Genomic DNA, 21,708 nt, shown 5'->3' on the forward strand with positions numbered 1-21,708 from the left:
TAAATAAAAAGGAGATATCATGATTGAAGAAGTAGTAATGAGACAAGATATTGCTTTAGACGATTTCTTACCAATTTTCATATCATCCTCTCTTGTTTTAGTATTTGGAGGATTCTATGTTGGTATATATACAGCTGTAAAAGTTAAACTACTCAAAAAATGGACTATGCCTATCGCATATATATTTTGGATGTTAACTGCCTACTGCTTGTATTTAATGGGAAGTTTAATGCATGTAGGGGAATTTACGGCTAAGGCTCTAGTAGTTGCTGCAATTGGATTATTTTTACTTCCACACGCAGTCTATTTTATGCAGCATCAAGTTCACGAAGAAAATGAACATTGATATCATGTATATATTTCAACAGCAATTTATAGGAGGTCACAGTGGCTAAAACATCCGTATGGAGTGACAATCGATTCTGGCAGCGTTCAGCAGGTTGGATCACAGGGTTTGCAGCAGTATTACTTATTTGGCTAACTTTTGACACAGCTGGTCAAATAGCAATGGGTACTGATGAAGATTTAAAAAATGGCGTAACTAAAAGAGTCCCAGGACCTACAGTTATTAACTATAAAATCACTTATGAAATGAGTGATAAACGTGGTCATGAGGTACCTTATATAGGTGGTAATGATGGTAAGGGTGGTTCACTTTTTCAAGAAAAACAAAAGTTTTTTGGAAGAGATGATTACTCAGAAGAAGAAGCAGCAGCTTTACTTCACCTAGGTAAACTAGGATCTCAAACTAAAAACTGTATGAATTGTCATACACTACTTGGAAATGGAGCATATTATGCACCAGATTTAACTAAAGCTTGGTTAGATCCAGCTTGGCAAGATGATGGTACGATGCAAGCAATGACTGGCAAAAGTACAAAAGAAGAGGCTATGGCTGAATTCTTACAACATCCATCTACTTATCCTACTCATGCTCGTATGATGCCAGATCTTGGTATTACAGCTGAAGAGGCAAAAGGTTTAGTTGCTTTCTTGAAACATATGTCATCTATTGACACAAACGGTTTCCCAAGAAACTTTGGAAAAATTCGAGGAGCAGTAAATGGCAAATAATCACTTAACAGGTATTGGAAGTGAATCAAAACAGTTAGCGACATGGTATTTTACTTTTGCAGCTATACTTTTTGGTGCACAATTATTATTTGGTTTAGTTGCAGCTATTCAGTATGTAATGCCAGGTTTCTTATTTGAGTTATTAGACTTCTCGGTTGCTAGAATGTTACACATCAATGCACTTGTTGTATGGATGGTATTTGCTATGTTTGGCTCAGTATATTGGTTACTACCTGATGAAACCGGGATTGAGACAATCGGTATCAAAATTGGTAAACTATTATACTGGGTATTCGTAGCAGCAATCGTTGTTGTTGTATTAGTATATTTATTCGTTCAAGTTGGACCGGCAGATGAAACATCTATCTGGTTTATACATGAAGGTCGTGAGTATATTGAAGCACCTCGTTGGGCTGACTTCGGTATCGTTGTAGTTGCACTTGGATTCGTTGCTAACCTTTTCTTGACAGGAACTGCTGGTAATCGTTCAGGTATTGTTACAGTACTTATGGCTGATATGATCGCTTTTGCTGGTCTTTACTTAGCAGGTATGTTCTTTACAGATAATATCTCTGTAGATCAGTACTGGTGGTGGTGGGTAATTCACTTATGGGTTGAAGCTACTTGGGAAGTTTATGTTGGTGCTATTGCTGCATATGGTCTAATCACTATGATTGGAGCACATCGTAAAGTTGTTGAAATGTGGTTATGGATTGAAGTAGCAATGCTATTTGGTTCAGGTATCTTAGGTATCGGTCATCACTATTTCTGGATTGGTACACCTGAGTACTGGTGGGAAATTGGAGCATTATTTAGTGCACTAGAGCCATTACCACTTGTTGCTATGTTTATCCACGTTCTTTATGACTGGGGAAAAACACAAGGTGCTCAAGATGCTACTGGGGTAGAAGTTTCAGTTATTAATAATAAGCCTGCGTTTACATGGTTTGTTCTTAATGCATTCGGAAACTTCTTAGGTGCTGGTATATGGGGATTCTTCCATACATTACCACAAGTAAATCTGTATACTCATGGTACACAGTTTACTTCAGCACACGGACACCTTGCGTTCTTTGGTGCTTATGCAACTATCCTTATAGGTATGATGTATATTGCTGTTCAAGGAACAAATGGTATTAAAGTTATGAAACACACTAAGTCTTCTCTCTGGGCTGTTAGTATGATTTGTGGTGGTGTTATGGGTATGACAGTTGCACTTACTGTTGCTGGTTACGTTCAAGTTCTTGTTTCTCGTGCACAAATGGGTGCTACTTGGGCAGGTTACTTTGACGGACAAAGTGGTATGTGGTTTGCACAAGCAATGGATTGGAGACTGGTTATGGGTGCGGTTACGTTCCTAGGTTTCTTATTCTTAGCTAAAGATTTACTGTCTACTGGCAAAAACCCAGTACACGAAAGATAAGGGGAATTATTATGTTTGAACCAATGACAGATGTCGTACCAAGCTTTTTTGCTTGGTTAAATCAGGGTCCATTGACTCTAACTATTTTTCTTCACACTGTGATTATACTTCCAATGTTTTGGATTTATAAACAAGAAAAAACTCGTTTAGAGAAAGAAAGTTAAGAAAAGTCAATTTGTTGGCGGGCCTTCGGGCCTGCTCTATCTAATTTTAAAAGGAAGAATAAAATGAGATTAAATAAGTTAGTTATGTCAGCTGCTGCATTAGCAGTAGTTAGTTCGGGGTTATTTGCTGGAACATCTTCAATGGATGTTGAAAAAGTATTTGAAAGAGAATGTCAGGGTTGTCACGGTCCAAATCACGAAGGTGGTGTTGGTTCTGATTTACGTCCTACTGTAATTGCTAAGAAGAATGCTTATAAGCTTTCTGAAATTATTTTAGGTGGTAAAGCTGGTACAGCAATGCCTCCATTTGCAGAGAAAATGAATATTGACGATGCAAATAAAATGGTTGATTACTTACAAAGCTTTAAGGGTAGAAAAATGGCTGTATTAACACTTGATAGTGTTAAAGCTGGTTGGAAACCTTTAAATGACAGAGCGGCTTTCTTTAAGAAATATCCAAAAGCTGTAGATGTTAAGAAAAATACTGACATTTGTTTCGTAACAGAAAGAGATGCTGAAAGAGTTGCATTTGTTGATGGTACTTCTGGTAAAGTTTTATCTAAGCACCCTGCTGGTTTTGCTGTACACGTTACAGTAACTAACAAGCGTCAGCCTCGTTATGCTTACTCAATCTCTCGTTCAGGTTTAGTAACAATGTTCGACCTTAACACTCCGGGTCAACAAAAAATTGCTCAAACTCAAGTTGGTTCTGACTCACGTGGTCTAGCAGTTTCTCCAGATGGTAAATACCTAATGGCTGGTAACTACGTTCCAGGTGGAGCAATCCTAATGGACGCAATGACTCTTGAGCCATTAAAAGTTTATCCTACTTCATCAGTAATTGATACAGAAGGTAATATTAACTCTTCTCGTGTTGCTGGTATTTATGACACTCCATATGGTCCATACATTGCATTTGCACTTAAAGATGCAGGTCACGTATATATCATAGATTACTCTAAGCCTAATTTCCCAATCGTTGGTGATATTCCAAATATTGGTAAAATTCTTCATGATGGTTTCCTAAACGAAGGTAAAGAAATAGGTCGTTACTTATTCCAAGCTTCTCAAGGTTCTGATGTTATGGGTGTTGTAGACTTTAAAACTAAATCTTTAGTTACTAAAATCTATACAGGTCCATCTGCTAAGCCACATCCAGGTCAAGGTTCTTCATGGTTTAATGAAGGTCTAGGTCAACAACTTGGTGCAACAGTTAACATGAACTTAGGTCAAGTTACTATCTGGGATGATAACTTCGATGTAATTCGTCAAATTCCAACTGCTGGTGGTGGTTTATTCATCGGTACATCTGAGCACACTCCATTCCTATGGGCTGATAATGTTCTTGGTGGAGCTTCTAACTGGAACAAGATTTACTTAATTAATAAGCAAACTCTTGAAGTAGATAGAATTCTTACTGTTGGTACTAAAAAGGGAACAATTACTGATCCTGTAAGTCACAAGACTCTTTACTCTTGGAATGTTCCAACTGTTAAAGATGCAAAAGGTAAGGTTGTTACACCTAGAATCCTTCACGCTGAGCCTGCTAATCATGGTGCGTGGACTATGATTTCTGAGTGGAACGCTGGTCGTATCGGTATCTATGAAGCTAAAACTGGTAAATTTGTTAAATATATCAAAGGTTTAACAACTCCTACTTTTACTTACTCTATCGAACACAGACAAACTATTCCAGGTGCATAATTAGCACTTGTTACAAAACTTTCTCTCCCTCGGGAGAGAAAACTTCTTTAAACTACAATCAATATTTCTTAAAAAATTTACAAAATTGACTAATATCAACGATATATTTATAAATAAAAGCTATTCTTAAAAGAATAAAAAATGACAAATTCTAGATTTTAAAAGCTTTGATTAAAGCTAGTTTTCGATAGAATAATTTATCAAAATAAAGAATAAATATGAAAAAATACATACTCTTAATACTTATAATATCTTCTCTTTTATACTCTCAGGACTCTGATGGTAAAAAAGTCTTTGAGAGCTACTGTTGGGGCTGTCATCACCAGACTGCTGTTGCATTTGGACCTCCATTCTCAGAAATTGCTTCTAAACGAACACAAGATGAAATCGAAGCATATATCATAGAACCAAAAGCAATGTACAAGGCATTTGGATATAAAAGAACAGTAATGACTGAGTTAAAATTAAACGACAAAGAGAGACAAGCTATAGCTAAATATATTCTCTCATATAAAGGCAAATAATGTTTAGACTAACAAATCTTATATCTTCTGTAGTAGAAGGCAAAAAAGAAAGAATTTTAGACGGCTCGATAGCTATATGGAACTTTACAAATCGCTGTAACTTATCTTGTATGCATTGTTATTCAAAATCAACTCTTGATGAAGTTGACACTCTGACTACTGAACAAATCAAAAAAACTATATTACAAATGAAAGAAAACGGTGTAAAGTTCATTATTTTCTCTGGAGGAGAGCCTCTTACAAGAAAAGACTTATTTGATATAGCCGATTTTTGTAAAGATAACGGAATCATTACTTATCTATCAAGTAATGGTTTATACTTCACAAAAAGCAATGTACAACGCATAGTTGATACATTTAACTATGTTGGAGTGAGTATAGATGGAGATGAGCCTACTCATGATCACTTTCGTGGTCTTAAAGGTGCATTTAGAGAGACCCTTAAAGCTGTTCAACTTGCAAACTCTACAGGTGCAAAAGTTGGTATTCGTTTCACTATTACAAAAGAAACAATTAATTCATTAGAATATATTTTTGATCTAGTTGAAAAAGAAAATATTCCAAAGATATATATCTCGCATCTTGTTTATTCAGGTCGTGGTCTTGATAATCTTGAAATGGATCTTACAAAAGAACAAAGAAGAAAATCTGTAGAGTTCATACTTAAAAAAGCATTTGAGTACTACGATACTGGCAGAGATATCGAGATAGTAACTGGGAATATGGAACAAGATGCAATCCTTTTCTTAAATGAGTTTGCATCTAGATATCCTGAGCTAAAAGAAAAAATTAGAAATAGACTTACAAACTGGGGAGGAAACTCAGCTGGTAGAAAACTTCTTAACATTAACAGTGAAGGCGATGTAAGACCTGACCCTTTCTTTCCAATAACTGTTGGAAACATCATTGAGCAAGATTTTGGTGATATCTGGCAAAAAGGCGAACTATTAGATAAGCTTAGAGTTCACCCAAGAGACGTTAGTGGAATCTGTAAGGATTGTGAACAAATAGATATCTGTAATGGTGGTTCACGTGCTCGTGCATACGCTATTACAGGTGATTTATGGAGTGAAGATCCATCATGTTATTTAAGCCAAGAGGAGAGAAAACAATAATGATAATTAAAAAAATATTACTTGGTGCTATAGTTACAGCATCTATTCTGACAAATATTCAAGCACAAGGTGTAAACCCAGTTTTAGCAATGCTTAACACAGAAGAGAAAATTTTTGTTGTTGAGAGAGAAAGTCAATCTCTAGCTGTTATTGAAAAGGGCTTACCAAAATCTCATATTAGCGGAATGCACAATATGAATCACGGTGTTGTTAAGTTTGACGGTAAAGATGGTTATGTAATCTCTCGTGATGGTTATGTAATTAAATTTGATCCCGTAAAAGAAGTTATTTTAAAAGAGCAAAAGACTAGTGACAGTGCAATTGGTTTTACTATTACAAAGAACTATCTTGCTGTTGCAAACTATGCTAAAAAGAGTGTAGATATTTTAGATAGAGATTTAAATCCTCTTCAGTCATTTGAGACTGGTTCTAAAAATGTTGGTATTAAGACTTACAAGAATTATTTAGTTTTTTCACAAATGGATAACGACAAAATCACTGTTTTAAGAGACAAAAATGATGGAAAAGGTCTTCCAAACTTTGAGATATACAAAGAGTTTGAAGATGTTGGAGTTATGCCTTTTGACGCAATGATAAAAGACAATAATTTTATTACAGGTTTTTTTCAAAGTGATCACTTTGGTGTTGTTAATTTAGACACTATGAAATACTCAAAAATCAAAATACTTTTAGATGACAGAAAACCTGTACTTAAAGTTCCACACTTTGGTTTTTGGAGTATTGGTGCTGGATATGTATTTATCCCTGCTGTTGGAAACAACAAAGTACTAGTTTATACACCTGATTTTAAATTCGTAAAAAACATTGAAACAGAAGGTTTACCTGTATTTACAGCTCTATCACCTGATAAAAAATATTTAGCAGTAACATTTAGTGGAAAGAAATTTCCAGTTATTCAAATCATTGATACTAAAACTCTAAAAATCGTTAAAAGATTTGAGTTTGATGGAAAAGTTCTTCATGTAAGATGGTCAAATATCAGACCTAACCTTTATGTATCTGTAAATGACACGAATAAAGTTGCTGTAATAAATACTAAACAATGGTATTTAAGTCGTGAGATATTTCAAATCAAAAAGCCATCTGGCATATTTATTTATGAGGAAAAACAATAATGGGTAAGGTATATTTAACGGGAGCTGGTCCAGGAGACATTGAGTTACTAACAGTCAAAGCACTTAGAGTAATCAAAGAAGCTGATGTAATTATTTACGATCGTCTTGCTAACCCTGATTTACTTGAAGAAGCGAAGAATGGCTGTGAGTTCGTGTACGTTGGTAAAGAAGATGGACGTCATATCGTACCTCAAGATGATATCAATGAAGTAATTTATCAAAATGCACTAAAGCATGACAATGTTGTTCGCCTTAAAGGTGGAGATCCTTTTGTTTTTGGTCGCGGTGGAGAAGAAGCTCTTTATTTACAAGAAAGAGGTGTTAAATTTGATGTAATTCCAGGTATTACTTCTGCAATCTCTGCTCCTGCATATGCAGGTATTCCTGTTACTCATCGTGGTGTAGCAGTAAGCTTTAGAGTTGTTACTGGACATGAATCACCAAATAAAAAAGTATCTCAAATTCCATGGAATCATTTTAAAACAGATGATACTATTGTATTTTTAATGGGTCTTCATAATCTTCCAAAGATAAGTAAGAAACTAATTGAGATTGGAAAAGCTAAAGACTATCCTGTAGCTGTAATCTCAAAAGGAACAACAAAAGATCAAATTGTTGTTGTTGGAACTTTAGAAAACATAGTTGAAAAAGCTAAAGACGTACCAACACCTGCATTAATAGTAGTAGGAAAGGTAGTTGAGCTTAGAGAACAACTGAAGTGGTTTGAGGGTAATGCCTAATCCTCTTCACGACTACAAGCAGCCCATAGAGATAGCTGATAGCATCTACTGGGTTGGTATGTATCTTGAAAATGATCCATTTCAATGTCACCCCTACTTTATTAAAAATGGAGATGAGTCTATCTTAATAGACCCAGGTTCTATGCTTGAATTTAACGAAACTGTGAGAAAAGTCAAAAGTATCGCAGATATCAAATCTATTAAATACATCATCCTACACCATCAAGATCCTGACTTAGCAGCAGCTGTTCCCGAGATAGAAAAACTAATTGATAGAGATGACCTTCTAATTGTTACTCACTCTAGAATGTCTGTATTGATAAAACACTATCTTGTAAGTTCAGACTATTATGAGATAGATAAACATGATAATACTCTAATTACCTCAAATGGTTACAAATTAGATTTTCTTACTACTCCATACTGTCACTCACCGGGTGCTTTTGTTAGTTATGAGCCAAATACTAAAACACTATTCTCAGGAGATATATTTGGCGGGATAGAAGAATCATGGGAGTTTTATGCAGATGCAACATATTTTGAAAAAGCAAAACAATTCCATCAAGAGTATATGCCAAGTAAGGACATATTTAACTATGCCCTTAATAAGATAGAACAACTAGATATCCAACTAATAGCTCCTCAGCATGGTTCAATTATTAAAAAACCTTACATTAAAAACCTCATAGAAGATATGAAAAACCTTGATTGTGGGCTTTATATAGAAGATAAATATAATCGTGAACTATTAGATACTATTAATAAACTTCAAGAAAAAGAAAAAACTATTAAAGAGAGAGATAGACTCCTATTTGAGCAGTCTAAAAGAGCAGAAATGGGTGAAATGGTAGGAAACATCGCGCATCAGTGGCGTCAACCCTTAGCCATAGTAAACACTTTAGTTGCAATATTAAAAGAGAAAAATGAAGTTGGTATTTTAGACAGAGCTGAAATCTCTTCTAAACTAGATACGATGGAAAAACGGGTTGTATATATGTCAGATACTATCGAAGACTTTATGAATTACTATAAGCCAAACAAAAACAAATCAGTTTTTAGTGTTTACACTGCCATAACTAAAGCACTTGAAATTACAAACTATAATAAAGAAAGTGAAAAAGTAGATATAAATATTAATGGAGACAAAAATCTTAATATCTATGGTCTTATGAACGAGTTTATACAAGTAATTGTTTCTATACTCTCTAATATATATGATATCAAGAAAAGCAGGTCTATAACTAATATAAAGATAGATATAATTCTTCAAAGAGAAAATGAAGATGCTGTACTTTGTATTAGTGATAATGCTGGTGGAATAGACGAAAGCATACTAACAAAGATTTTCAATCCATACTTTACAACAAAACATCAATCTATGGGGACTGGTTTAGGTTTACATATTGCTAAAATGATTATAGAAGACCAGATGGATGGTAAACTACAAGCACACAACAATAGCCTTGGAGCAACATTTACAATAAGGATGAAGAATGAAAAATAGTGAATTAATTGAAGATATTTCAATACTCATAGCTGAAGATGAATCAGAGTTAAGAGAGTATCTACAAGAGTATTTACAAATTTTCTTTAAAAAAGTATATATAGCTAAATGTGGTAATGAAGGCTATATGCAGTACTTAGAAAAGAGACCTGATATCATTTTAACTGATATTAATATGCCAAATCTTGATGGATTAAGCATGATTAAACGTATTAGAGAACGTGATGATGAAACTGATATTATCATTATGAGTGCTCACTCTGAGCAAGAAAAACTTCTTCAAGCTATAGAGCTTAAACTAGTAACTTATCTTATAAAGCCTATAAACTCACAAAAGCTAAAAGGTGTTTTACTAAGTCTTGTAGATAAACTAAGATCTTCTAAGAAGAGGATTTATCTAAGTCAAGAGATCTTTTGGGATAAGACCTCTTCTACTCTATGGAACTCAGAGAAACAGATCTCTTTAAAAGATAAAGAATTGATGTTGTTTAAACTTCTATGCTCAAAAGTAAATCATGCTTTTACAGCAGAAAATATCTTTTACCATCTATATGGAGAAGGTGAAAAAGAGTTCTCAGAGTACTCAATAACATCATTCATAAAACGTCTGAGAGCAAAACTCCCAGAGAACCTAATAGAAAATGAGTATGGATTAGGTTATAAAATAGTACTAAAATAACTTTAGCAACCCAATAAAATCAGAACTTATAAATTCTGATTTTATTTAATAGTAAGCATTTCTTGGATGCCTATCGATTGCTTAATTATATCTTTTGCAGTAATACCCGCCATTTTTGCTAAAACTGGATTTATAAGATAACTTACCCATGTAGTTTTAACTATATCACCCTTTTGCAACTTAGGTACCTTGTATGTAATTACCTTAGAACTATTCGCTCTTAAATTTCTATTGAGTTTATATCCTAGGGCTTTGTTTGGCAAAGTAGCTTTACCATCTATATCTTTGAATATAATAACAAAGGTAGCTTCCTTATCATTTGCAGGATCTTCTTTAAAGTTACTCCAAATGATTTTAGAATCTCTTGTAATAATAGTTTTGGCATACTTTAATCTCATTGGATGAGTAATTATAGCGTGACCCATTTTATTGTTTATTGTAAGTTTAAGTTGTGAATTTTTATAAGAGAGTTCCAGTTTTACTGCTTTTTTTATCATTTTTTGAGAGTGTACCCCTAAAAACTCATGTGATACATAACTCTCTCTCATTCCCTTATCTTTTTTCTCAATAGTTCCAGAAGTTCTTGGCATATGACAACCTATACAATCTGTTTGTTTGTCATATCCTTTTTCTACATTACAGACTTCAAAACCTATATAGTTTTGTTTATGTGCATGACATCCCATACAGACTTCAGAGGTTTTATATATCTCATTAGACTCAGAATAATGTTCATTACTCTCATATGCTTTTTTAAGATTTCCAAATACAGTCGGTTTTTTGTCACCACTATAGTTTGAATAATTTATTTTATGTGCTGGAGAGTCATAAATCTTTTTTATTTGATGACAAAAAAAGCATGAAACTCCATCTGTCTGTCTATACTTTGTTGAGTCAGGCTGTTCCTTTCCACTCATCATAGCACGCATATTTTTTGTTGCAGGCATATGGCATACTGCACAACCGTATTCATTTTTGTTTACTATATCTTTCATTGTTGCATGAAATTCATCTTTAAAAAGAGACGACTTAGGATGCATAGATGATTGGTGCTCACGATATATATTTTCATGACACTCGTTACAGGATTCAGAAGATGGATATTTTACTTCAGCATTAGCGCTAATAGTAAGAAGTAGTAAAATAGATAGAAGAAAGTTCACAATATACTCCATAAATTAATATGGAGTTATTATACTATAAGAAATATTATAATTAATATTTTTCTAGATTATACTTAGACCATAAGAGCTGTGCATCTTTATTTCCACTATCTTTTGATTTTTGTGCCCATTTTTTTGCTTTTTTAAACTTTTCTGCTTCACAATATATCTCTGCTAAAAGATAATAAGCTTTCTCATCACCATTTGCCGCATTTTTTTCTAACCAAAAAGCAGCTTTATCAAACTTGATAAGTTGCATATATACAAGACCTACATTTTTCTCTGCAAGCTTATTACCTTGAAGTGCAGATTTTTCTAAAAGCTCTGCTGTTTTTGAGACATTTTGATCTGCTACGTCACCTCTGTAATACATTAGGGCTAAGTTAAACTGAGCATTAGAGTTCTTCGCATCTGAAGCCTTTGTAAGCCATTTAAATGCACTCTTAGAGTCTTGCTTAATATTGCGACCTGTTAAGTACATCATACCTAGATCATTTTGTGCTCTGGCATCTGAGCTATTTGCAGCTTTTTGCAACCAAACAAGACCTTTATCAGCATCTTTAGAGATACCTAGACCATTAAAGTATAGATAACTTAGTGCATTTTGAGCAGTAGTATCTCCAGCTTTTGCACTCTTTTCATATAGCTTAAAAGCCACCTCATAGTCTTTTTTCTTAAATGCTTCAAGAGCATCTTTACTCTCTGCAAAAAGGGCTGTTGTTATCAACAACATAGATAGAACAAGCTTTAACATTAGAATCCTTATTTATTATTATTACAATTTTTCATCATCTCTCGCCAATCTAGAGAGAAGTTTTTTAATACAAATGATTTGTGATGTGGAACACTACATGGTGAACAGTTTTGATGGATTACACCCTTACCTACAAATTCTTCGCCATTACCTACATCACACTTACTAAGCACAGTAAACTCATCTTTAGTCTCTAAAGAATCATCATTAAACCTAAAGTTAGGACAAGCACACATATAACAGTTTAACTCATCCATATCATGGCACTTTTTATTCTTTTTATAAAGAGGACAAAAGTCAATTTCTTCTTTTACCATATTATCAAAATCAAAATACTCAACTATGTCTTGTGTTGAGTAACCTGACTCTACTAACTTATCTACTATTACTTTATGCTTATTAGCATGGGCGTCAAACCACTTAATATAACTCATAGGGTATGTTACCTAAAAAAGTAAAATCTTTTAAGCTATAATGACAAAAAAATAGCACTTATTCGCAAAAGATTAAATATTGAAAAATTCTCATTTTACCTACCTTCTTATTTTAGCAATGTTTCTATGGGGTGGCGGATGGAGTGCTCTAAAAATTCTAACTTATGAGACACCTATAGATGTCATAATATTTTGGCGTTTTTTTCTTATGAGTATCTCCTTTATTCCTATTCTTTACTTTATGAAAGTACCTCTAACTCTAAACCGTTCTAGTGCAAAGTTTGTAGTATCTAGTTCTGTATTAAATTTATCATTCATGGTTTTTTCTTTTCTAGGGGTACAGTATGGTTTTGCAGGAAGTGGTGGAGTTATTATCCCAACTCTTGCACCAATTATGACTTTTTTATTTGTTTGCATAATCTTTAAAACTAAACTATATGCTTCTCAATATATTGGACTCTTTATTGGTCTTGTTGGTGGAGTGATTATACTTCAACTAAATGATTTTAGTCTCTTTATGCACAGCTCTAATATCTATTTTGTACTTTGTGCACTTATCTGGGCTGGAATCACTCTACTATCTCAATATTCCAATAAACATATTCATCCAGTTCACTATAGTTTTTATATATCAGTAGTTGCTTCACTAGCTTCATTTATTTACGCTTTTAACAGTGATTTAATGAGTGTATTTGAGCAAGGTGCAAAGTTTTGGATAGCTATGATTTTCTTGTCCATTTTAGCTCAAACAGTAGCTACAACTATTTTCTTTATATCTTCAGCAAAACTAGGCAGTCAAAAAACAAGTTCATTTATGTTTTTAGTCCCTCTATTCTCTCTATTAATTGCGTGGGTTGTGTTAGACGAAGCTATACATACACACATCCTTATTGGTGGTTCGCTTAGTCTTATTGCCGTGTATTTTATAAACAAAAAAACTTAATAGAATTTTAATATTACTTGTAGTAATATTTTTCATTACCAAACTTTATACAAAGGTTCTTATGAAAACTGCTTTAATTATTGGAGGTGGCTTCGCTGGTCTTGAAGCTGCTATCTTTTTAAGAAAATCAAATTATGATGTTACTCTAGTTAGCGAAAGAGATTATTTCTTTATTTACCCAACCTCTATTTGGATTCCAACAAGAGAACAAAAATTTGATGATATTTGTATAGATTTAAACAAACTAAAAGAAGTACATGGATTTAATCTAATAGTAGATTCACTTGAAGTGATAGATGCCAAAGAGAATTCATATACTCTAAGTAGTGGAACTATCCTAAAAGATTATGACCATGTAATATTAGCAATGGGTGCTTCGAAAATGAAGCATAATGGAATACAAAATACACTTTCAATTTGTGGTGCACCAGAACAATCCCTAAAAATTCGTGATTCAATAGATGCCCTTATAGAAAAAGGAAGTGGTAAAATCTGCTTTGGTTTTGGAGGAAATCCGAAAGACAGTTCTGCTGTTCGAGGAGGTCCTGCATTTGAGTTACTTTTTAATACTCACCATCTTTTGAATAAAAAAGGCATTAGAGATAATTTTGAATTAACATTTTTTGCTCCGATGGCTGAACCTGGAAAAAGAATGGGTAAGCAAGCTCTTAAGATGATGGCTGAATTTTTCAAAAAATTAGATATAAAACAGGAATTTGGCAAAAAAATAAAAACATTTGAAAATGATTCTATTATATTTGAAGATGACTCAAGACTTGAATCTGACTTTACAATGTTTATAGCTGCTGGAGATGGTCACGATGTAGTTAAGAAATCAAACTTACCAACTAATGAAGCTGGATTTATAAAGATAAATGACTACTGTAATGTTGTATTTGAAGATCCTAATATGCCTAGTAATATCTACGCTATCGGTGATGTAGCTGCTTTAGAAGGAGCAGATTGGAGAGCAAAACAAGGTCATGTAGCAGAGGTAATGGCAAGAAATGTTGCTTTTAATATTGAGCAAAAAGACAAGGGGCTTTGGGATTTTAAAGGTTACCAAGAGCATATCAATATTCTTTGTGTTATGGACAGCGGAAATGGTGCTTCATTTATATATAGAGATAGTAAAAGAGCTCTTATGATTCCACTTCCATTTATTGGTCACTGGCTAAAAAAAGGATGGGGTTCGTATTTTAAGTTATCTAAACTAAATAAAATACCTAGAATCCCAGGTCTTTAATTAGCTTCACACTTAATTTACACTTTTTACTTTTATAATATGAGTCAAGAAAGAGAACTATAGGACTTTATGTCCACATGAAGTATACTTTCTTTCCGGTCACTTCCCTTAAATTTCAAAGCATTGCCGCATAACTTACCCCTTTAGGTTGCGGCACTACTTTTTAGTTTTCACTATTTATCTTTTCTCTTCTTTTTTGTTTCATTTTTGTTTTTGCAAGTTCTCTCATATCTTCTGTAGTATCACTTTCATCAACTATTTCAACACCTAATATTGTTTCAACACAGTCTTCTAAGGTAATGATTCCTTCTGTTTGATCGTAGTTGTCAATAACTAAGAACATATGATCTTTTTTAGATATAAATAAGTCTAGAGCCTTAGAAACAGGAATATTTTCATTTATAGAAAAAATCTCTTTTTTTATTGAACCTACAGTTACGCTATCGTCTTTAAGAGCTTGCTTGAAAATCTTTTTAGTTAAAACAATTCCGATAACCTCTTCTATAGAACCTTTATAAACTGGAATACGAGAGAATTTAAAGATAGATAGTTGCGTCTCTATGACTTCTTTTATTGTCATATTTTCATCAAGGGCAAAAACAACGCTTCTTGGAGTTAAGACCTCTCCAACTTTTATCTTATTAAGATTTAGAATATTTTCTATAAAATCAGACTCTTTTTCATCAATAACACCATCATCTTCACTAAGAAGCATACTATGGAGTAACTCTTCTTTAGTTAAGCTGTTTGCATCTTTTTTACCCTTGGATATCCTATTTGTTACGAAAAGGGTACTTAATATAATTGGGTATGTAATAAAAATGAATATTCTAATAACTCTTGTTGATAATGGAGCTAACTGTTTCCAATAAATTGCACCAATTGTTTTTGGAATAATTTCTGATAGAAATAAGATTGCAAATGTTAAAACGATAGAAACATAAACAACTGCATCATTTCCAAAGATAATAGAAGCTTGAGCACCAACGGCTGCTGCACCTAAAGTATTTGCGATAGTGTTTAAGATTAAAATTGAAGCTATAGACTTGTTTATATTTTGTTTATGAGATCTTAAATATGCTCCCACTCTTGGTCTCTCTTTTTCTAACACAGAAACATAAGACATGTTCACTGATAAAAGTACTGACTCTAAAATTGAGCATAAAAATGAAACACTCACCGACAATACAAAAAATAGTATTAATAAATCCATTAAGTTTTAAAATTCCTTATAATAGTATATATGTTGCTAGGCCTAAAAAACTTAAGAAGCCTATAACATCTGTAACTGTTGTTAAAATAACCGTGCTACCTATAGCAGGGTCTATATCCATTCTCTTTAAAAAGAGTGGAATTGTTGCACCAAAAAAACCAGCCATCAAAAGGTTTATTACCATACTTAGTGCAATTACCACCCCAAGCATTCCCTTATCAAACCATACTGCTGCTACTATTCCCATAATTATAGCAAATAAGATTCCATTAGCTAGAGATAAGGTAACTTCTTTTTTTATAATCCTCGTTGCATCTCCTTGAGAGATGTCTCCAAGTGCTAATTGTCTAACAACAACAGTAAGACTTTGAGTTCCAGCATTTCCACCCATAGAGGCAACTATTGGCATTAAAACTGCAAGAGCTACCATACTCTCTAGAGTATCTGAGAACATGCTAATTACTAAAGATGCAGCAATAGCTGTAAAAAGGTTTAAAGAAAGCCAAGTAGCGCGCTTTCGCCCTGCTTTTATTATCTCATCATCTTCTTCTGCATCATCATCAAGACCTGCAAGATTATACATTTGTTCTGTTGCATGTTCATTAATAATATCATATATATCATCTGATGTAATTCTACCAAGTAAGATGCCATATGCATTTACAATAGGCATAACAGGGAGATCATACTCTTCAAAAACGTGAACGACTTCTTTTATATCATCTGTATCTATTGCCTTTTTAGGTTCAAAACTATCACCGCTTAATTCAATATTTTCAAAGAGTGTTTTTTCAAAATCAAATATAAGAAGATCATCTAATCCTACTGTGTAACGCAACTTGTTATCACTGCCCGTAATAAATAAATTTTGAACATTTTCAAGCTCATTTGCACGTCTTAATGAAGCAAATCTTTTGATAACTTCTTGAACTGTTTCATCTATATAAGCAGTAAAAACCTCAAACTGCATATATGCACCAGCTTCATCTTCATCATAAGTTTGAAGCTTTGTTATCTCTTGCTTATCTTCTTCATCTAGAGTATCAAAAACTTGAGAGGCTACGCTTTCATCAACTTCTTCAAGCTCTTGCATAAACTCTAGTTGATCATCTGATTCAAGCTCTGTTACGGCATGAGAAAGTTCATCAACACTAAGAGATTCTACTATATCGTCAAAGTATCTATCAGGAAGAGCTAGGGCTACAGCACCAACAAGATCTTTTGGAACCAGTTTAATGGTTTTGGCAAACTCACTATCATCTAGTTGTTTTAATATTTTGGCAATATCTGATGGGTGAATCTCACTAAGTTCGTGAGAATTTAAGTATTCTTGTAACTTGTTCATATTATTGCAATTATACCCTAGATATATTACTTAATTAATACAATAGCATAAATAGCCAATACGCCGATGTTTCAAATAGTTATAAATAACGTAATTAAATTTCGTAAAGTTTATACTTATAATTACTATAAAAGAGTAGTAATGTATAATATGTCTTCATAAAAGGATAATAGATAATGGTAAGTATACAAGATTTAAAGGGAAAAATTATTGAAGGTTTAAACCTTGAGGATATTAGTGCTGATGAAATTGAAGATGATATGGCACTTTTTGGTGACGAAGGACTAGGCCTTGATTCTGTAGATGCAATTGAGCTAACACTTATTTTAGAAAAAGAGTTTGGAGTTAAAGTGACAAATATGGCTGAAGCTGAGAACATATTTGCGTCTTGTACATCTCTTACTTCATACATAAATGAGCAACTAAAAGTTGACTAAGACATACATAACTGCTACTTCTTTACGGAGTGCATCTGGGGCAACACAAGATTCAATATATGATGTATTCAACAAAAAAAGTGCTTTATGTGTTTATGACGACATTATACATGAGAAAAAAATTTGCATAGGAAAGTTTAAAAAAGATTTTACTTTTAATGAACTTCTTATACAAAGTGTTCAAGAAGTTTTGGGTGCTTCTAATCTAAAAGATTTTTCAAGTACACTCTTACTAGTTGGTTCATCAGTTGGTGGAATGGCAACAACAGAAAAAATTCTATTTAAAGAAAACAATTACGAAAAAATCAATCCACAAAAACATAGTATCAATGTTATAGCTTCTACCTTAGATAATCAATTTAATTTTTTAGCAAATCGTTCATATTCTACAGCTTGTACATCCAGTGCAAATGCTTTAAAAACTGCAAAAGATCTTATATCTTTAAAAGCATATGAAAATATTTTAATAATTGGTGCCGATGAGATATGCTCAACAACTATCTTTGGGTTCAGTTCTTTAGGTATTTTATCAGATGAGATATGTACCCCTTTTAAACAAGATAGAAAAGGGATGAATGTAGCAGAGGGTATTGGAGTACTTCTACTACAAAATAAACCTAATAAAAACTCAATTGAGCTTTGTGGTGCTGGAGCTAGTAGCGATGCTTATCATATCGCAAATCCAGATCCAACTTCCGCTGGAGCAATATCTGCTATAAAAAAAGCACTTATAGATGCCAATATAGACGCTTCTCAGATTAACTATATAAACGCTCATGGGACAGGAACACAGGCAAACGATGAATCTGAAGCAAATGCAATTATAGATATTTTCGGTACTGATGTAGCCGTTAGTTCATCTAAATCAAATTTGGGACATACTCTTGGTGCTGCTGGAGCAATAGAAGCAATTATATGCGCAGAAGCTTTAAAAAGACAGATCTTTCCTCCTCAACTTGACTGTACGCAAAAAGAAAAAGAGATTAACCTAGTTGCAGAGCCAAAAGAGTCAAAGATAAATTACGTACTAAGTAACTCTTTTGCTTTTGGCGGTAATAATGTTTCTCTTGTTTTTGGAGTTTATAATGAAAATTAACGTAGAAATTATTAAAAAAGCTCTTATTCATCATCCTCTTCAAATTGAAAAATTAAATGAAAAAGAACTTGTTAAAAAAATGATGATAAGACGTAGGCTAAGTCGAAATTCTAAAATATTGGTCTACCTTGCTAATGAATGTGAGTTTAAAACTGGGCGAGTAATTTATGGTAGTGCTTATGGTGAACTAGGTGATAGTGTTAAAATTTTAGAAGCTATAAATGCTAAAGAAATGGTAAGTCCTACTACTTTTCAAAACTCTGTTTATAATACTGCTCCATCTTATCACTCTATCGTTGAGGGAAATACAGATGAGATAACAACTATTTCATCTGGGGATAATACTTCATATACTGTTATGCAAGAAGGAGCCCTAGCTCTACATAAGTGTGATGAAGTATTTGTTTGTACAGCAGAGGCAATGAACTTTGATGGAGTTGATATTTTAAATAAATGCAAAAATGAGCTTGAATACGGTGTTGCTTTTGTAATTAAAAAAGCAGTAGATGAAGCAAATATAATTGTTAAAAGCGACTCTAGAATAGGTGTCCCAAAATCTATAGAGTGGATGCAAAACTTATATGATTTATGTGAGAGTAATGATAGATGCATCATAGAGGTTGAATTATGATAAAACTAAATTTACCACATCAAGCACCCGTAAGATTTGCAAAATATATTATTTCAAAAGATGAAACTTCGGCTATTGTTAGAGCTGAGTTTGAGTCTTTACCATCTCTAGCTATGTTAGTTGAAGCGGCAGCACAGAGCAGTGCTGCATTTAGTGATGGTAAAGGGAAAATGGGATTTTTAGTAACCCTAAAGAATGTTAAACTTATACAAGAAGCAAAAGTTTTAAAGTATGATATTACAGTCACTTATCAACATGCACTAGAAGCACTAACATATTTTAGTTTTGAAGTAAACGATGATAATACACTTGTAGCATCTGGTGTTTTTGTTATCGCTTTGCAGTGATTTAATCTACTTCTCACATTAAGCAACATAGAAGAATATTTTAATTAATATACTGATAAAAATAAGGAAAAAAAATGAAAAGAATCATATCTATAATAAGTTTACTATTAACGACATTTGTATTAATAGGTTGTGGAGCAGCAAAATTGTCCCCAGCTCAACAAGAACTGGTTAAATCTAATGCTACTATGTATACTAAGGTATCTATGTGGACAGAAAAAAATAGGGTTTATGGAACTAACTATTCAAGAGGTTTACACATTCCAATAAATACTGAAGTTAAAATTTTAGCTGTATCTTCAAAAGTTATAACATTTGAATACATGGGTTCTAAAATAAACTATTATGTATATACAAAATATACCAAAGTTGATGCTGCTGGAACTTTAGATAGATTATTCTCTAAAACTAAAGTAGATTTATCAATGTATTCTGAAGATACTCTACAAAATATATTAGATGGAAAAATTGTTGTTGGAATGACAAAAGAAGAAGTGGTTTTATCTCGCGGATACCCTCCATTTCACGCAACAATATCTTTAAAAGCAGATGTATGGAAATATTGGAATAATAGATTTCAGACAATTGAAGTTAGGTTTGAAGACAATAAAGTTATATAAATTATTGGTGACATTACTTAATACTTGAAGTGCTACATAGTGTAAGGCTAGTTTTTAGCCTTACATATCATTAGTGTGTGCCCAAATCCAAGACCATTAATCTCTTCTTCAACTTCAAGTCCAGCTTCATCAACAAACTTTGACATTTCACTAGCTCTATACATCTTACTAGTACCATTTGCTAATGCGCTAAAATATGGTGATGTATTTATTAGACAATAAGATCCTATTTCATGAGTTTGCCTATCCCAAAAAGGTTCTACTATATAAACTCGGCCATCTTTATTTAATGCTTCTTTAGAACGTTTTAATAAAGCTATAATATCTTTTGGAGCAAAACAATCTAAAAACTGACTCATCCAAACACCATCAAAATCTTTAGGAAAGTCTATTGTATGATCAAGTAAATTTATAGCCTTACCATTTACTCTATCACCTACACCTTTTAAATCAGCATTTTGCATAGCAACATCTATCTGTCCCTGATGATCTAATATTGTAACAGTTGTAGATGGAGATGCTGTGGTTAATGCTATTGACCATTTTCCAGTATTTCCACCTGGTTCAAGAAGTTTTTTTATTCCGCGCTTACTCATAATATCTACTAATTTTACAAATGCCGCATCTGAGTAAAAGTGATCAAAACCAAACCAACTTTTTTTTGCTTTGGGAGGTAGTTTTGAAAGTATAGGATAAATCGTTTCTTCTTTAGAAAATGTTTGATGAAGACCTGATGGTTTTTGAGATTTAAGTGCTTCATCGAGGAAGAAAAGACCTTGATAATTGACATCATGATTAAAATCCATATTGACTTTTGTCATCTCATCATTAAGTAAAAAGTAGCCTATTTTTGTAAGAGTGTATATATCCCCTTCTAATTTAAGAGCCCCCATACTAAAACCTGATTCACATAAAATTTGTGCAGCATATAGAGTCAAACCTAGTTTTTCACTTATAATTTCTACACTAAAGCCATTTTTATTATCTTCTAAAAGTTTAAAAACACCCCAATCACGTAATAGTCTCGCTGATTGGAAAACAACTGCTCCAAAAGCAATCTTTTGAGCTTCTAGTAGGGCTTCTGCGCCATTACGTTGAGTGTCATCAAACATTATTTAGCTTCAGATGTTTTGTTATCATCTTTTTTTTCATTTTTCTCATAAGTTTTTGTAGATTCTTTAAAATCTTCTTTACCTTCATTCCATCTTTTTGATGTACCGTCTTTAACATTATGCCAATTTGTTTTAAACTCTTTTTTTGTACAACCCGTAACAAAGACTAATGTAACTAACAATATTAAAAAATATTTCATGATTTACCTTTATTGAATATTGCTGATTGTACTAAATCTTTGTTTATTTTTAGCATAATCAAGGTAAAATACTCTCCATATTTAGTATAAATAAAAATATTATA

At 33.0% G+C, this 21,708-nt stretch carries 25 protein-coding genes; 18 read left to right on the plus strand and 7 right to left on the minus strand.

Annotation, left to right across the window (positions count from 1 at the left end; all coding sequences use genetic code 11):
* Positions 1–19: 19 nt before the first annotated feature.
* The 11 genes from QZZ48_RS00195 (at position 20) to QZZ48_RS00245 (ending at position 10,063) form a co-directional block, all read left to right on the plus strand.
* Positions 20–346 carry a hypothetical protein gene (locus QZZ48_RS00195; protein ID WP_294960437.1) on the plus strand — a complete coding sequence of 109 codons (327 nt, stop codon included), beginning with the start codon at positions 20–22 and terminating at the stop codon, positions 344–346.
* A 41-nt stretch (positions 347–387) separates the two neighbouring features.
* Positions 388–1,074 (plus strand): cytochrome c, encoded by a 687-nt coding sequence (locus tag QZZ48_RS00200; protein WP_294960438.1) that lies wholly within the window; start codon positions 388–390, stop codon positions 1,072–1,074.
* Positions 1,064–2,497 (plus strand): cbb3-type cytochrome c oxidase subunit I, encoded by a 1,434-nt coding sequence (locus QZZ48_RS00205; protein WP_294960441.1) that lies wholly within the window; start codon positions 1,064–1,066, stop codon positions 2,495–2,497. The genes QZZ48_RS00200 and QZZ48_RS00205 overlap by 11 nt, the downstream gene beginning before the upstream one ends.
* An 11-nt stretch (positions 2,498–2,508) precedes the next feature.
* The gene (locus tag QZZ48_RS00210; RefSeq protein WP_294960442.1) at positions 2,509–2,661 is read left to right on the plus strand and encodes a hypothetical protein; all 153 of its coding nucleotides are present in this window, start codon (positions 2,509–2,511) and stop codon (positions 2,659–2,661) included.
* A 63-nt stretch (positions 2,662–2,724) separates the two neighbouring features.
* Entirely contained in the window at positions 2,725–4,365 is a 1,641-nt protein-coding gene (locus QZZ48_RS00215; RefSeq protein ID WP_294960444.1) for a nitrite reductase, read from the plus strand.
* Between the two features lie 218 nt (positions 4,366–4,583).
* Positions 4,584–4,889, plus strand: coding sequence for a cytochrome c (locus QZZ48_RS00220; RefSeq protein ID WP_294960447.1), 306 nt, complete (start codon positions 4,584–4,586; stop codon positions 4,887–4,889).
* Complete coding sequence (locus QZZ48_RS00225) at positions 4,889–6,004, plus strand: radical SAM protein (RefSeq protein ID WP_294960450.1); 1,116 nt, start codon at positions 4,889–4,891, stop codon at positions 6,002–6,004. The genes QZZ48_RS00220 and QZZ48_RS00225 overlap by 1 nt, the downstream gene beginning before the upstream one ends.
* Positions 6,004–7,140 carry a cytochrome D1 domain-containing protein gene (locus tag QZZ48_RS00230; protein WP_294960452.1) on the plus strand — a complete coding sequence of 379 codons (1,137 nt, stop codon included), beginning with the start codon at positions 6,004–6,006 and terminating at the stop codon, positions 7,138–7,140. Before QZZ48_RS00225 ends, QZZ48_RS00230 begins: the two co-directional genes overlap by 1 nt.
* On the plus strand, positions 7,140–7,880 hold the full coding sequence (cobA, locus tag QZZ48_RS00235) for a uroporphyrinogen-III C-methyltransferase (protein ID WP_294960454.1): 741 nt from the start codon (positions 7,140–7,142) through the stop codon (positions 7,878–7,880). The genes QZZ48_RS00230 and cobA overlap by 1 nt, the downstream gene beginning before the upstream one ends.
* Complete coding sequence (locus tag QZZ48_RS00240) at positions 7,873–9,384, plus strand: ATP-binding protein (RefSeq protein ID WP_294960457.1); 1,512 nt, start codon at positions 7,873–7,875, stop codon at positions 9,382–9,384. The genes cobA and QZZ48_RS00240 overlap by 8 nt, the downstream gene beginning before the upstream one ends.
* Positions 9,374–10,063: a response regulator transcription factor gene (locus QZZ48_RS00245; RefSeq protein ID WP_294960460.1), complete on the plus strand. Its 690-nt coding sequence runs from the start codon at positions 9,374–9,376 to the stop codon at positions 10,061–10,063. Before QZZ48_RS00240 ends, QZZ48_RS00245 begins: the two co-directional genes overlap by 11 nt.
* 41 nt (positions 10,064–10,104) lie before the next feature.
* Here QZZ48_RS00245 and QZZ48_RS00250 read toward each other — a convergent pair whose 3' ends face one another.
* From QZZ48_RS00250 to QZZ48_RS00260, 3 genes are read right to left on the minus strand one after another with little or no spacing between them, the layout of a single operon-like run.
* Entirely contained in the window at positions 10,105–11,226 is a 1,122-nt protein-coding gene (locus QZZ48_RS00250; RefSeq protein WP_294960463.1) for a multiheme c-type cytochrome, read from the minus strand.
* 52 nt (positions 11,227–11,278) lie between these two features.
* Entirely contained in the window at positions 11,279–11,980 is a 702-nt protein-coding gene (locus QZZ48_RS00255) for a tetratricopeptide repeat protein (protein ID WP_294960467.1), read from the minus strand.
* 8 nt (positions 11,981–11,988) lie between these two features.
* The gene (locus QZZ48_RS00260) at positions 11,989–12,414 is read right to left on the minus strand and encodes a hypothetical protein (protein WP_294960471.1); all 426 of its coding nucleotides are present in this window, start codon (positions 12,412–12,414) and stop codon (positions 11,989–11,991) included.
* Between the two features lie 79 nt (positions 12,415–12,493).
* Here QZZ48_RS00260 and QZZ48_RS00265 point away from each other — a divergent pair, with 79 nt between their 5' ends.
* Positions 12,494–13,357 carry a DMT family transporter gene (locus QZZ48_RS00265; RefSeq protein ID WP_294960474.1) on the plus strand — a complete coding sequence of 288 codons (864 nt, stop codon included), beginning with the start codon at positions 12,494–12,496 and terminating at the stop codon, positions 13,355–13,357.
* A 61-nt stretch (positions 13,358–13,418) separates the two neighbouring features.
* Positions 13,419–14,603 carry an FAD-dependent oxidoreductase gene (locus tag QZZ48_RS00270; protein ID WP_294960476.1) on the plus strand — a complete coding sequence of 395 codons (1,185 nt, stop codon included), beginning with the start codon at positions 13,419–13,421 and terminating at the stop codon, positions 14,601–14,603.
* A gap of 163 nt (positions 14,604–14,766) precedes the next feature.
* Here the strand turns inward: QZZ48_RS00270 and QZZ48_RS00275 are convergent, their stop codons facing one another.
* Both QZZ48_RS00275 and mgtE read right to left on the minus strand, forming a co-directional pair.
* The gene (locus tag QZZ48_RS00275; RefSeq protein WP_294960478.1) at positions 14,767–15,816 is read right to left on the minus strand and encodes a CNNM domain-containing protein; all 1,050 of its coding nucleotides are present in this window, start codon (positions 15,814–15,816) and stop codon (positions 14,767–14,769) included.
* A 16-nt stretch (positions 15,817–15,832) separates the two neighbouring features.
* Positions 15,833–17,161 carry a magnesium transporter gene (gene mgtE, locus QZZ48_RS00280; RefSeq protein WP_294960480.1) on the minus strand — a complete coding sequence of 443 codons (1,329 nt, stop codon included), beginning with the start codon at positions 17,159–17,161 and terminating at the stop codon, positions 15,833–15,835.
* Between the two features lie 176 nt (positions 17,162–17,337).
* On the opposite strand from mgtE, the gene QZZ48_RS00285 reads away from it, so the two are divergent.
* The 5 genes from QZZ48_RS00285 (at position 17,338) to QZZ48_RS00305 (ending at position 20,292) form a co-directional block, all read left to right on the plus strand.
* Positions 17,338–17,598, plus strand: a complete 261-nt coding sequence (locus QZZ48_RS00285) for a phosphopantetheine-binding protein (protein WP_294960482.1) — start codon at positions 17,338–17,340, stop codon at positions 17,596–17,598.
* Positions 17,591–18,694 carry a beta-ketoacyl synthase N-terminal-like domain-containing protein gene (locus QZZ48_RS00290; RefSeq protein ID WP_294960483.1) on the plus strand — a complete coding sequence of 368 codons (1,104 nt, stop codon included), beginning with the start codon at positions 17,591–17,593 and terminating at the stop codon, positions 18,692–18,694. The genes QZZ48_RS00285 and QZZ48_RS00290 overlap by 8 nt, the downstream gene beginning before the upstream one ends.
* On the plus strand, positions 18,684–19,325 hold the full coding sequence (locus QZZ48_RS00295) for a beta-ketoacyl synthase chain length factor (RefSeq protein ID WP_294960485.1): 642 nt from the start codon (positions 18,684–18,686) through the stop codon (positions 19,323–19,325). Before QZZ48_RS00290 ends, QZZ48_RS00295 begins: the two co-directional genes overlap by 11 nt.
* On the plus strand, positions 19,322–19,672 hold the full coding sequence (locus QZZ48_RS00300) for a hypothetical protein (protein WP_294960486.1): 351 nt from the start codon (positions 19,322–19,324) through the stop codon (positions 19,670–19,672). The genes QZZ48_RS00295 and QZZ48_RS00300 overlap by 4 nt, the downstream gene beginning before the upstream one ends.
* A gap of 74 nt (positions 19,673–19,746) precedes the next feature.
* On the plus strand, positions 19,747–20,292 hold the full coding sequence (locus QZZ48_RS00305) for a hypothetical protein (protein WP_294960488.1): 546 nt from the start codon (positions 19,747–19,749) through the stop codon (positions 20,290–20,292).
* A 47-nt stretch (positions 20,293–20,339) separates the two neighbouring features.
* Here the strand turns inward: QZZ48_RS00305 and QZZ48_RS00310 are convergent, their stop codons facing one another.
* Together QZZ48_RS00310 and QZZ48_RS00315 are read right to left on the minus strand one after the other, a co-directional pair.
* Complete coding sequence (locus QZZ48_RS00310) at positions 20,340–21,404, minus strand: class I SAM-dependent methyltransferase (RefSeq protein ID WP_294960489.1); 1,065 nt, start codon at positions 21,402–21,404, stop codon at positions 20,340–20,342.
* Positions 21,404–21,604 (minus strand): hypothetical protein, encoded by a 201-nt coding sequence (locus tag QZZ48_RS00315; protein ID WP_294960490.1) that lies wholly within the window; start codon positions 21,602–21,604, stop codon positions 21,404–21,406. The genes QZZ48_RS00310 and QZZ48_RS00315 overlap by 1 nt, the downstream gene beginning before the upstream one ends.
* Positions 21,605–21,708 lie beyond the last annotated feature (104 nt).

Source organism: Sulfurimonas sp. (genome assembly GCF_016744025.1).
Taxonomy (GTDB): Bacteria; Campylobacterota; Campylobacteria; order Campylobacterales; family Sulfurimonadaceae; genus Sulfurimonas.

Excerpts from the sequence above, each read along its gene's own strand:
- QZZ48_RS00195 (WP_294960437.1), top strand. The coding sequence starts at position 20 with ATGATTGAAGAAGTAGTAATGAGACAAGATATTGCTTTAGACGATTTC.
- QZZ48_RS00205 (WP_294960441.1), top strand. The coding sequence starts at position 1,064 with ATGGCAAATAATCACTTAACAGGTATTGGAAGTGAATCAAAACAGTTA.
- QZZ48_RS00210 (WP_294960442.1), top strand. The coding sequence starts at position 2,509 with ATGTTTGAACCAATGACAGATGTCGTACCAAGCTTTTTTGCTTGGTTA.
- QZZ48_RS00215 (WP_294960444.1), top strand. The coding sequence starts at position 2,725 with ATGAGATTAAATAAGTTAGTTATGTCAGCTGCTGCATTAGCAGTAGTT.
- QZZ48_RS00220 (WP_294960447.1), top strand. The coding sequence starts at position 4,584 with ATGAAAAAATACATACTCTTAATACTTATAATATCTTCTCTTTTATAC.
- QZZ48_RS00225 (WP_294960450.1), top strand. The coding sequence starts at position 4,889 with ATGTTTAGACTAACAAATCTTATATCTTCTGTAGTAGAAGGCAAAAAA.
- QZZ48_RS00230 (WP_294960452.1), top strand. The coding sequence starts at position 6,004 with ATGATAATTAAAAAAATATTACTTGGTGCTATAGTTACAGCATCTATT.
- cobA (WP_294960454.1), top strand. The coding sequence starts at position 7,140 with ATGGGTAAGGTATATTTAACGGGAGCTGGTCCAGGAGACATTGAGTTA.
- QZZ48_RS00240 (WP_294960457.1), top strand. The coding sequence starts at position 7,873 with ATGCCTAATCCTCTTCACGACTACAAGCAGCCCATAGAGATAGCTGAT.
- QZZ48_RS00245 (WP_294960460.1), top strand. The coding sequence starts at position 9,374 with ATGAAAAATAGTGAATTAATTGAAGATATTTCAATACTCATAGCTGAA.
- QZZ48_RS00255 (WP_294960467.1), bottom strand. The coding sequence starts at position 11,980 with ATGTTAAAGCTTGTTCTATCTATGTTGTTGATAACAACAGCCCTTTTT.
- QZZ48_RS00260 (WP_294960471.1), bottom strand. The coding sequence starts at position 12,414 with ATGAGTTATATTAAGTGGTTTGACGCCCATGCTAATAAGCATAAAGTA.
- QZZ48_RS00270 (WP_294960476.1), top strand. The coding sequence starts at position 13,419 with ATGAAAACTGCTTTAATTATTGGAGGTGGCTTCGCTGGTCTTGAAGCT.
- QZZ48_RS00275 (WP_294960478.1), bottom strand. The coding sequence starts at position 15,816 with ATGGATTTATTAATACTATTTTTTGTATTGTCGGTGAGTGTTTCATTT.
- mgtE (WP_294960480.1), bottom strand. The coding sequence starts at position 17,161 with ATGAACAAGTTACAAGAATACTTAAATTCTCACGAACTTAGTGAGATT.
- QZZ48_RS00285 (WP_294960482.1), top strand. The coding sequence starts at position 17,338 with ATGGTAAGTATACAAGATTTAAAGGGAAAAATTATTGAAGGTTTAAAC.
- QZZ48_RS00295 (WP_294960485.1), top strand. The coding sequence starts at position 18,684 with ATGAAAATTAACGTAGAAATTATTAAAAAAGCTCTTATTCATCATCCT.
- QZZ48_RS00300 (WP_294960486.1), top strand. The coding sequence starts at position 19,322 with ATGATAAAACTAAATTTACCACATCAAGCACCCGTAAGATTTGCAAAA.
- QZZ48_RS00305 (WP_294960488.1), top strand. The coding sequence starts at position 19,747 with ATGAAAAGAATCATATCTATAATAAGTTTACTATTAACGACATTTGTA.
- QZZ48_RS00310 (WP_294960489.1), bottom strand. The coding sequence starts at position 21,404 with ATGTTTGATGACACTCAACGTAATGGCGCAGAAGCCCTACTAGAAGCT.
- QZZ48_RS00315 (WP_294960490.1), bottom strand. The coding sequence starts at position 21,604 with ATGAAATATTTTTTAATATTGTTAGTTACATTAGTCTTTGTTACGGGT.